The 11,468-nt window shown below is 64.9% G+C and carries 6 protein-coding genes and 1 pseudogene; 5 read left to right on the top strand and 2 right to left on the bottom strand.

The annotated features are described in order from the left end of the window. Window positions 1-386: 386 nt before the first annotated feature. Window positions 387-1,778 (bottom strand): 2-polyprenyl-6-methoxyphenol hydroxylase-like oxidoreductase, encoded by a 1,392-nt coding sequence (locus tag VKI00_RS20870; protein ID WP_324440781.1) that lies wholly within the window; start codon window positions 1,776-1,778, stop codon window positions 387-389. 444 nt (window positions 1,779-2,222) lie between these two features. Here VKI00_RS20870 and VKI00_RS20875 point away from each other — a divergent pair, with 444 nt between their 5' ends. From VKI00_RS20875 to VKI00_RS20895, 5 genes are all read left to right on the top strand, one after another. Beyond that, window positions 2,223-4,115, top strand: coding sequence for a peroxidase family protein (locus VKI00_RS20875; protein WP_414687255.1), 1,893 nt, complete (start codon window positions 2,223-2,225; stop codon window positions 4,113-4,115). A gap of 49 nt (window positions 4,116-4,164) precedes the next feature. Beyond that, entirely contained in the window at window positions 4,165-5,256 is a 1,092-nt protein-coding gene (locus tag VKI00_RS20880) for a catalase family protein (protein WP_414687254.1), read from the top strand. A gap of 67 nt (window positions 5,257-5,323) precedes the next feature. Then, a complete protein-coding gene (locus VKI00_RS20885) occupies window positions 5,324-7,927 on the top strand; it encodes a helix-turn-helix transcriptional regulator (protein ID WP_324440783.1) in 2,604 nt (867 codons plus the stop codon). A gap of 177 nt (window positions 7,928-8,104) precedes the next feature. Next, complete coding sequence (locus tag VKI00_RS20890; protein WP_324440785.1) at window positions 8,105-9,553, top strand: S8 family peptidase; 1,449 nt, start codon at window positions 8,105-8,107, stop codon at window positions 9,551-9,553. A gap of 19 nt (window positions 9,554-9,572) precedes the next feature. Beyond that, window positions 9,573-10,844: a serine/threonine protein kinase gene (locus VKI00_RS20895; protein WP_324440787.1), complete on the top strand. Its 1,272-nt coding sequence runs from the start codon at window positions 9,573-9,575 to the stop codon at window positions 10,842-10,844. A 5-nt stretch (window positions 10,845-10,849) separates the two neighbouring features. Here VKI00_RS20895 and VKI00_RS20900 read toward each other — a convergent pair. After that, window positions 10,850-11,468 (bottom strand): annotated as a pseudogene (locus VKI00_RS20900) (glutamate--cysteine ligase); the annotation flags it as partial.

Consider the following 11,468-nt stretch of genomic DNA (forward strand, 5'->3'; position numbering starts at 1 on the left):
GAGATCGCAAAGTTCGCAGCACGGCTTGACTACGAACACGCCGTCGCCGCCGCCCAGCCACAACCGGTCGCGCTGGCCAAGTGAGAGCCGCTTACCCCAACGTCGTAAGGCGTTGGGGCAGGCGGTATCTCAGCCGCCCTCGGGCCGTCATCGTCAAGATAGCGCGGCTCGTCGTGATCGGCGACTCGGCCGGGGCGGTGTTCTTCGCGGCCTAGTGGTGTATCACCGACGGACCCGACCTGCCGATTGCGTTGGTGTGCGACAAAACAGATAGCTGCAATGCCCTGTGCCGCAACAGTATCAGCCGCTGCGCCCCCGCCTACCGGACGGTGGACGTGACGATTGTCGTCGAGTTAACCGCAGAATCTGCGCTGACCAGATCCTGGTCAGATCACCGAGATCTCGACCATGCCGGTCGGGTCATCGGTGTGGTGCGTGTACTGCCGGAGGCGGTGTTTCGCCCACGCGGCGCGCCACGCCATACTCGGGCGTAGCAGGCGCGTCGCCGGGTCGACCAGTGATGTGACGCGGACGAACTGATCCAGTGCGGCGGAGTCGAATTCGGCGGCGGTCAGCACTCGATCCACATACCGGTTGAACAGTCGCATTGCCAGTGGTTCCTTACCGGCGATTTCGGGTAGGGCGAGGTCGCCGGCGGCGGCCAATTGCCAAGCTTGCCGGATTGGCCGTGCCGCGGCTCGAAAGAAGCGGCGCGGCAGGTCTCCCGTTCCGCGGGTCAAACAATCACGTAGCGCCAGCGCTTCCAAAGCGGCGACCGTCATGCCCTGGCCGTAAATCGGATTGAAGCCACACATCGCATCGCCGACCACCACCAAGCCGTCGGGAAACCGCCGCATCCGGTCATAGCGACGCCATACGCTGCACGGCACGCGGTGCTGTACAACCTCGCCGATCGGTGTCGCTTCGGCGATCGCGGTGAGTGCCTGCGGCGGTGCGAATCCTTGGATGAATCCCCACATTCCGGCGCGACTGCGCGGCGCCTCGTGCCCGGCCATCCCGAACACGGTGAATAGCCATGTGTCATGTTCGCAGCCCAGCAGGCCCATTCCGGTGGGCCGGCCCAGTATGGCGCCGATCAGAAAGGCAACTTCCTGTAGGGCGCCGGGCCGCATCCGCAGCAATTGGCTGGTGTAGGTCAGGTGGACGTTGATGTGGTCCTCGGTTGGGCGGCCGTAACCCAGGTCTTCCAGCAACGCCGGTGTGCGCGCGCCGCGGCCCGTCGCATCGACGATCAGATCGGCAGACAAGCCCACCGGGATACCGCTTGGCCGCGGCGTGATTCGGGCGCCGGTGATCCGCTCGTGGTCGGGTGTGAAGCTCAGCCCGACGACGTCGTGATCGTCGAGCACTGTGACGTTGGCGATGGCCTGGACCCGCCGGCGGACGAAGCATTCCAGGAACGGCCTGCTTGACGCGTAGGCGGTAAACGACTCGGCCGAACCGGTCCGTACCGCTTGGTGCCCGCCCAGGCTGTAGTAGACCTTCGACAAGTCGCGGCCGTCGAAGTAGGGGACGCCGTCGGTGACCAGCTCGTCGAGGAGGCCGGGGAAGAGCTCCTCCAGCGCCTGCGAGCCTCGTGCGAGCAGAGCGTGCAGGTGGCGACCCTGGGGCACACCGCGCCGGTTTACGGCGTCGTCGGGCAACACATCGCGTTCCACCACCGTGACGGTCTCGAAGAAGTCGGACAACGTCCGCGCGGCCAGCAGGCCGGCCATGCTCGCACCCAGAACCACGGCGTGGTCACCGATCTTCGCCATCGCACACTCCCAAAGTCACCGAGCCGTTGCTGACGAAAGCAATGCTCACTGGTGGTACGGGGAGCTGAATAGAGTAGCCAACTACCCCAATCCGGCGAGCCGCGATTGGGACCGGCGTCACAAACAGGTAGTCGGCTACTCGCGCCAACGGGCGTCATCCGCCATAACTTGCTTTCGTCGGCAACCGCAGTTTCCGGGCGAACCGAGAGCCGGGCAGCGCAGACGACGAAATACCGACTCTAACAACGGAGAATACGATGACCGTGGCCATCTACATCTGCTCGGCTGCGTTCCTTACCACCCTGGCAATAGCCGTCTACAACCTCGAATCATGGCTCGAGCGTTGGGACTACGAGCGCCATCACGAGGACTGACATGTCCCTGCATTGTCGCGCCGAGTATGACGCTAATGAACAACGCGGCGGCATCGTTGCCGATCGACGAATGGTCAGTTATCCTGCGTCGTCCGGTGCATATTGCTACTGTCCGAAATCGTCGTGCGCGAGCAGTTCGACGACGTCGAAAGGTTCAGTGGTGACAGCGTTAACGTCGCGGCTATGGTCGTGGTTCGCCGGACAGATCGATCGGTCGGTCGGATGGTATCGATTACCAAAGCCACTCGGACTGGCGGTCTTGGTCGGACTACGGACCCAGCTTCGGGCGCACAACCTGTTCGACACCGGCCGCGGACCTCTGGACCAGCCGCCCTACGAGGACCCGGACGTCGCGAACCGCCTAACCGCCCGCATGCTCAACGGCACATACAACGACCTCAGTGACCCGCTGATGGGGTCATTGGGGTGCAGATTCGGCCGCAATGTCCCGCCGTCACACACATATCCCAAAGACCAGCTGGACCCTAACCCGCGGCTGATCAGCCGGCGTCTACTCACCCGCGACACCTTCCAGCCGGCGACCACACTAAACCTGCTGGCCGCCGCGTGGATCCAGTTCGAAGTCCACGACTGGTTCAGCCACCGCACCGTCACGTCACAACCGTGGGCGGTTGCACTGGAAGACGACGACCCGTGGCCGACGCGGCCCATGACGATCGAGCGAACCGCCCCGGACCCCAGCCCCGACCCGCAGGGTCCGCCCACCTTCGTCACCCAAGACACCCACTGGTGGGATAGCTCCCAAATCTACGGCGGCTCAGGCAATATGAATTTCGCCGACGGCTTGCGCACCGGTCACAAGGGTCAGATCCGCATCGATCAGCTCGGGCTGGCGCCCGCGGATCTCGACAAATATTTGGACCTGACCGGACCCGCCGGAAACTTCTGGGTTGGTCTGGCCATCCTGCACTCGCTGTTCATGCGCGAACACAACGCGATATGCGACCAGCTCGCCGCGCAGCACCCAGAGCTGACCGACCAGCAGCTGTATGACACGGCGCGGCTGGTAAACGCGGCCCTGATGGCCAAGATCCACACGATCGACTGGACACCCGCCATCATCGCGCACCCCACAACGGTGACAGCAATGCGAGCGAACTGGTTCGGCGTCCTCGGGGAACGATTCGATCGGCTCTTCGGGCGGATCACCGATAACGAGGTGCTGCAAGGCATACCGGGGTCCCCCACGAACCAACACGGGGTTCCGTACTCGCTGACCGAGGAGTTCGTCGCGGTCTACCGGATGCACCCGCTGCTGCCCGACGAGTTCGTCTTCCGCTCCCTGGCCGACGACCGCGTCGTCGGCGAGCATGAGCTGACCGACTTGACCGTGGACCACGTTCGCGAGCGGCTGTCCGAACTGCCGATGGACGATCTGTTCTACTCGTTCGGCCGGTCCCACCCCGGTGCCCTCACCCTGCACAACTTCCCCCGACTTATGCAGCAACTCCAGCGAGCCGACGGAGAACTTGTCGACCTCGCCGCGATCGACGTCCTGCGGGTGCGCGAACGAGGGGTCCCGCGGTACAACGAGTTCCGGCGGCTGTTCCGTCTGAAGCCGACATCGTCGTTCGAGCAACTCACGGACAACCCCACGTGGGCGGAGGAGCTGCGCGAGATCTACGGCGACGTCGAGCGGGTGGATCTGGTGATCGGGTTGCTTGCCGAACGCAAGCCGCCGGGATTTGGGTTCAGCGACACGGCATTTCGCGTCTTTATTCTGATGGCGTCTCGACGGTTGGAGAGCGATCGTTTCTTTACCCGCGATTTCCGTCCGGAGATCTATACCGAGGCCGGCATGGACTGGGTCAAGGCGAACACGATGCGCACGGTGCTGCTGAGGCACTTCCCGTCGCTGGAACCCGCGCTGCGCGGTGTCGCAAACCCGTTTGCTCCCTGGCAAGCGGCCCACGAGAACAACGGCGGAAAGGCCGAGCGATGAGTCGCGCCGGTGACGATGCAGAGCGTAGCGATGAGGAGGAACGGCGCTGATGACGTACGTCCGTTACAGCGAGGACTTGGAGTCCCGACGGCCTGACGAGGACGAGTTGATCGACAAGATGATCAAGGTCCTGCACGGAAACAACGAGTACGCGTTCAAGAAATACCATCACGGGATTCGTGACGCCCACGCCAAGAGCCACGGCATTCTTGGTGGGGAACTCACCGTCTACCCCGATCTCCCCGAGGAGCTGCGGCAAGGTTTGTTCGCAACTCCGGCGACCTACCCGGTCATCGCCCGGCTCTCCACCACCGCAGGGGCGATTCGCAGTGATCAGATCCGCGGGGTGCACGGCCTCGGGATCAAGGTTCTGGGCGCGCACGGGCCGCGGGTGCTGCCTGACGACACCGCCACCACGCAAGATTTTGTGCTAGTTACCCACCGGGAGTTCCCGTACGCCGACGTCCACGCCTACTACGTCCACGGGATGCCAATGGCCTGGCTGCTGGCACGATTGCCGGATCCCGCGCTGAAGGTGATCACCAATGGCATAGCCGGGGCGGGGAAGGTGCTCTCACTGGTCGGCCTCTCTCTCCCGATGACTCTCGCAGTATTCACGCCGCCCAACACTCAGATTTTGGGCGATATTTTCTATTCGTCTGCGCCACTGCGCTACGGCGACTACGTCGCGAAGTTTGCTGTCGTGCCATTGTCGAAATCGGTGACATCGTTGCAAGGCCAACCACTCCCGCGTGCCGCGGGTGGCGATGCATATCGTGACGAGGTCGTCGAGTTCTTTCGCGAGAACACCGCCGAGTACGAATTTCGCGTCCAACTGTGCACCGACGTGAAAACCATGCCCATCGAGGACGCCAGGGTCGAGTGGCCGGAATCGGCATCGCCGTACGTCGGGGTGGCAAAAATAACGTATCCGGTCCAGGACGCATACAGTCCCGCGCGGCAAGTGTTCGGTGACGACGTGTTGTCCTTCAATTCCTGGCGTGGATTGGCCGCCCATCGCCCGCTGGGATCCATTAACCGCCTCAAACTGAAGGTGTATGAGGCGTCGAGCAACTTCCGGCACGAGAAGAATCACGTGCCACGCCTCGAACCGAACGATATAAATGAGCTGCCCGAATAGCCCGCCACGACGCGTGACGTCACAAAGAAACTGCGGAAAGCGGACCGCAAACTTACACTTTGATTTTATGGCGCGCCGTTGGCAGTTGCTCGAACGTCCCGCGGAGCAGGAGGCCATTCGAACGGCCCTCGGCGCCGGAGAAACCTGCGGCGCGATCTTGGTCGGACCTGCCGGGGTCGGTAAGACGACCCTGGCTCGCACCGTCACCGCGTCACTGCGCGCCAAGGTGAATTGGGCGGCGTGCACCGAGACCTCGCGCGGCATCCCGTTGGGGGCTTTCGCGCAGTGGGTGGGTTCGTCACCGATACGCGATCCGATCGCACTCATCGCATCGGCACGCGAATCCATTCTCGCCGGTGACAATACCGTCGTCGGCGTTGACGACGCGCATTTGCTGGATCAGCTGTCCGCAACATTGCTGCACCAAATTGCGATCGACCGCGCCGGACACATCGTGGCTACCGTACGCAGCGGCGAGCCCGTACCCGACGCCCTCACGTCATTGTGGAAGGACGGCTACCTAGAGCGTTTGGAACTTCAGCCGTTCACCAAGCAGCAGAGCATCGCGCTGGTCGAAACGGTGCTGGGCGGGACGCTGGAGGGTCTGAGCGCCGACGTCATGTGGGAATCCTCGGGCGGAAACCCGCTGTTTCTGCGGCACATGGTCGAAGGCGCGATCGACGCCGGAACGCTCAGCGAGGTCAACGGGGTATGGCAGCTGCGCGGGCCCACCGGTGTCTCGTCCGGATTGGCCGCACTACTGGAAGACCGTCTCGATCGTGTGGGCGCCGATGTGGTGAACGCGTTGAAGCTGCTGGCGCTGTGCGAACCGCTCGAAATCGATGCGCTCTGTGAGTTGGTCGGTGACGAGGCGGTGGATACCGCGGAAGTGCAAGGTTTGATCCGAATCGTTCACGACGGACCGGACGTGAATGTCCGCTTTGGCCACCCGCTTTACGGCGATGTCGTTCGCCGTCGTATCGGCACCGCGTCGGCGCGGACGCTACGAGGCCGCATTGTGCGGGTTCTCCGCGGCCGTGAACTCAATGCGGCCACCAGCAGGATCCGGATGGCGCAGTTATGCGTCGACAGCGACGAAGGCGTTGACCCCAAGCTGTTGGTCGCCGCCGCCAAAGATGCGATGTTCCTGTCGAATCTGCCACTCGGCGAACGGATCGCGCGGGCGGCGTACGAGCTCGGGGGCGGCGTTCAGGAAGCTGAGCTGCTGTCGCGCGCGCTGCTGTGGCAGGGGCATCCGGAGCAAGCCGACGAGATCCTCACCCAGTTCGAGCCCGAGGGCCTCGATGAGCTGCAGCTCGTGCAGTGGGGCATTCCCCACCTTTCGATTCTGTTCTGGCTGATGGGTGACGTCACACGAGCAGACGATGTGTTAGCACTGCTACGCAAGCGGGTGACGCACCCAAGTCTGCAGCTCGTCGTGGCGGCCACTGAATCGGCAATGGCGGTGCACCAGAACAGGATTGCCGACGGAATCGCCGAAGCCGAACGTGTCCTGGCGGACCCGAATGCGCCCAAACAAGCGGTTGACTTCGCCGCGTTCGGTGCGGGAATGGCGATGCCGATCGCCGGCCGGGGCGGCGACTTCGAACCGATCGCGGCCAGGTGCCGGGCGGATCAGAAGGCCACCGACGGCATGATCCGGGTCATGGTGCGCTACTGTGACGTGCACGCGCTGGCCGCCATCGGCGAACTGGATCTGGCCGATCAGCGTGCCGCCGAATACGCCGAATTCTCCTCCGTTGGACAATTTTTGGGCTGGGGCATCGCAAAGGTCATGGCCGGTCTCGTCGCTGCATATCGCGGCAAGTTCCCCGACGCGGTGTCGTCGCTCGAGCAGGCGCTCGCGGCGCTCAACGCCGAGAACCCGCTGCCCTGGCTGTTGCCCGCACGGCTGCTGTTGGCCAGGGCCTACGCGGCATTGGGCAGCCCGGAGCAGGCCGAGCGGGTTCTGGCAGACTGCCAGGAACACTCCGGGCGGTCAATGGCGCTGCACGAGCCGCAGCGGATCATTGCCCAATCCTGGGTGGCGGCAGCAACACGCGGTGAGCGGCCGGCAGCCGAACTTGCTTGCACCGCCGCGGATCTCGCACACCAGTCGGGTCAACACGCCGTGGAAGCGGAGGCGCTGCATCACGCGGCACGGTTTGGCGATCGCACCGTCGCAACCCGCCTGGCGGCGCTCACCGACCATGTCGGCGGGCGGCTGGTCGGTTTGTACGCTCGCCATGCGGCGGCTGTGGCAGAGCTTGACGCTGCGGCGCTGGATGCTGTCAGCGCGGATTTCGAGGCAGCCGGGTTGATGATGTCGGCCGCGGATGCGGCTGCGCAGGCCGCAGCGCGACACGATCATGACGGGCGGCGACGCGAGAGTTCTGAATCGGCAGCGCGGGCTTTACGGCTGGCCGCGCAATGCGGCGGAGCGACATCGCCGGCGATCAGGTCCGCCGGCCAACCGCTGCCGGTGACCTCCCGCGAGCGCGAGATCGCATCGTTCATTGCCGCAGGGCTATCGAATCGGGAGATCGCCGACCGGCTGACGGTCTCTGTCCGCACCATTGAAGGCCACATCTATCGCGCCTGCATCAAACTTGACGTCACCGACCGCGACGAGCTCGCGAAGATCGTGTCAAAGGACCTGAAAAACAAGTAGTGCGCTACCCGTGCTTGTAGACAATCAAGCTGGTTTCGTCGTACTCATGCGTAAGGGTGCGTGTCGCGGGCAGACTTGCTGGGTGCCTGCACATCTAACGCGGCGAGGCTGGTCAGCGTGACTAGTGTGCCCCCGCCCCCCGGCCCTCGGCGGACGTCAGTCGTCAGCCCACTTGTCATGGGCGACACCCAAACTGCTCCGCCCGGCGCGGCGCCCTTAGTGCGCGTCGACGCGCAAGACCGGCGTTGGGTGCTGATCGAACTTCGCTTAGACCGCGGGGCAAGTCCGGATACCGTGCGCCGCCGCTTCCGTCGGTTGTTCAGAGACGTCTTCGGCACCGCCGGCCCGCCGCAGCCGGTGTCGGTGGCCCGCCACTATATGCGATGCGTGCTGACTCCGGACGAGATCACCCGGTTGGTGCGTGGCGGAGACGACGACGGGCAGCGGGGGCTCGGGCTCATCTACCGGGTGTGGCCGGATCTGGTGCTGCGCGCCCACCTGGACCGCTCGGTCAGCACCATCAAGGCCGATGCTGCCATCCGCACTTTCGGCTCCGCCGGTGCGGGAATCGTATGGGCGGTAATCGATTCCGGCATCGATGAAACTCATCCGCATTTCGCGGCCAACCACATCTTGACCGCCAGCGCGGTCGCTAAATTGCACCACGACTTCACTATTCCGTTGTCGCCGGACGCCAAGCCGTCGCCGCTGACCGACGCCTACGGGCACGGCACCCATGTGGCCGGAATCATCGCGGGCCAAGCACCCGCGGATCCGGCGTTGCTGCGGATCGCCTACAACGAACCGACCGCACAAGAGCTGCCGCAATGGGCGCTGCGTACGCTGCCCGAGGGCACCACACTGGCCGGGGTCGCGCCGAAAGCCAACTTGGTCAGCATCAAGGTTCTGGATGACAACGGCAACACGTTGTCCAGTGCCGTCATCCAAGCGATCGACTACATCCGCACGGTCAACAGCGGCGGTAGGGACCTGCAGATCCACGGGGTGAACATGTCTTTCGGCTGCCCGTGGCCTCCCACCGAGTACGCCGCGGGGCAAAGTCCGCTCTGCCGCGAATTGGATTTGCTGGTCGGTACCGGCGTGGTGGCGGTTGTCAGCGCCGGCAATGCGGGCGCCGGCGGAACCACCGAGGGCCCGTCCAGTGACGTCTACGGGCAGCTGTCGACGATCACCGATCCGGGAAACGCGGCCAGCGCCATTACCGTGGGGTCGGTGCACCGGTATCGGCCGCACACCTACGGCGTGACCTTCAACTCGTCGAAGGGGCCAACCCTCGACGGTCGCTCGAAGCCGGACGTGGTGGCGCCGGGTGAACGCATCACGTCGGCAGCTACCGGGGACCTCGTCGCGGGCGTTCCGCCGCTGGCGCCCAAGGCCGGCGACCCGAAGCAGCTGGCACGCTACCGCGAAGACAGCGGCACATCGATGTCGGCCGCGCACGTATCCGGGGCGGTGGCCGCGTACCTGTCGGCTCGCAACGAATACATCGGCCAGCCATTTCTCATCAAAAAGCTGTTCTCCGATACGGCAACAGATTTGGGACGCCACGAGTTCTATCAGGGCACCGGTCTGATCGATGTGATGCGCGCCCTGTCCAGCAGCTAGAACCGAAGGGACGAACGTCGTGAACGATATCAACGGATTGGCCTACTACGAGGTCGATTTCAACGCCGATGGCTCACTCAACACGGCGAACGGGGGCGGCGACGGCGGACTTCCGGCCGCGGTGGCCGCCGGCGGCATCTCGGATCTGTTCGTGCTCTCGCACGGCTGGAACAACGGCGTCACCTCAGCACGTGACCTCTACGAGGCGATGTTCGGCCTGCTCGCCGCACAGCTCGGCACGCACCTGTCCAGCAGTGCGGCTGTCGGCGTCATCTGGCCGTCGCTGCTGTTTCCCGACGACGATCCGGCCACCGCGCCCGCGGTGCCGTCCACCGGTGCGAAGCTCGCCGCGGCCTTGGCCCCGGCGTTCCCGGCCCAACAGCAGCAGCTGGCCACGATGGGCAACCTACTCGACCAGCAGCCCCAGGACCCGGCCGCGTTGAACCAATTCCACCAGCTGGCATCGGGTTTGGTGACCACCGCACCGCAGGGTGTCGAAGACACCGGCGAAGCCGCGCTGCTCACCGCCGATACCGCGACGGCATTCGGGCACGCGGCAGCGATGGCACCCCATGCGATCAGCTCCGCGCAGGGAATCGGCAATCCGTTCGCCGGGCTGTGGAGCGGCGCGCGCGAGGTGCTGCGGTCGCTGAGTTACTACGAGATGAAGAACCGGGCGGGCGTGGTGGGCCAGAATGGCTTGGGGCCGCTGCTGGCCGGTCTCAAAGGCCCCGGCGGCGCGCCGCGAATCCACCTGATGGGCCACAGTTTTGGCGCCCGACTCGTCGCGTACACGCTGGCCGGCTTGCCCGCCAACCAAACTGGATCGGCCAGCCCGGTCAAGTCACTCACGCTAATCCAAGGTGCGTTCTCCCACTTCACGTTTGCCTCGTCGCTGATGTTCGACCCATCTCGCGCGGGCGGATTGGCGGGCGACCGCAGCCGGGTTGACGGTCCGTTGCTGGCTACGTTCAGCGCCGCTGACCGAGCCGTTGGATGGTGGTACCCGACGGCCAGCATGCTGGCCGGCCAAGACAGCGAATCAGCCACCGACCTGGTCTTCCGATGGGGCGGCATGGGCCATGACGGATACCAGCAGACCCCCAACCCCACGACCGTGACGCTGGCGCCGCAGGGAAAGCCCTATGGCTTCACAACCGGTCGCTTCTACAGCCTGGACGCCAATGCCGTCATCCGCGCGAACCAGTCGCCCTTCAGCGGCGCGCACAGCGACATCCAACACCCCGAAGTGCTGTGGGCGGTGGTCGCCGCGGCGGGTCTCGGCGCCTAACCCGCCTAACCCCAGGTGTGCACCGGCTCGTTGGTGTGCATGTGCTCGCAGTAGCGCCGCAGCATCTCCGCCAACGCCGCGGGCCGCGACAATCCGCTCGCTTCTAGCGCGCGCACGGTGGACACCTGCCAGACCGCGCCGTTGCGTCCGGTGCGGGCACGACCCTCGATGACGCCGAGAAACCGGTCGCGCACCTTGCTGGCGACGCCCCACCGCTGCAGCCCGTCGTGTGCCATCGGCAGCAGCTCAGCGAGCACCAGTTCTGCCGAGGTCACCTCGCCCAACCCCGGCCAGTACAAGCTGGCCTGCATGCCGTGCCGAGCAGCTTTCACGAAATTCTGCTGCGCCGCAGCGAAACTCATCTTGGTCCACAGCGGACGGTCCTCTTCGGACAGCGTGCGCAACATGCCGTAGTAAAAAGCCGAGTTGGCCAGCATGTCGATCACCGTCGGCCCGGCCGGCAGCACGCGGTTCTCCACCCGGAGATGCGGCCGCCCGTCCACGACGTCGTACACCGGCCGATTCCACCGGTAGACGGTGCCGTTGTGCAGGCGTAACTCCGGCAGGTGGGGGGTGCGTCCGGCGGCGAGTTCGGCGACCGGATCCTCGTCGGACACCTCCGGC

Source organism: Mycobacterium sp., assembly GCF_035314665.1.
GTDB lineage: Bacteria > Actinomycetota > Actinomycetes > Mycobacteriales > Mycobacteriaceae > Mycobacterium.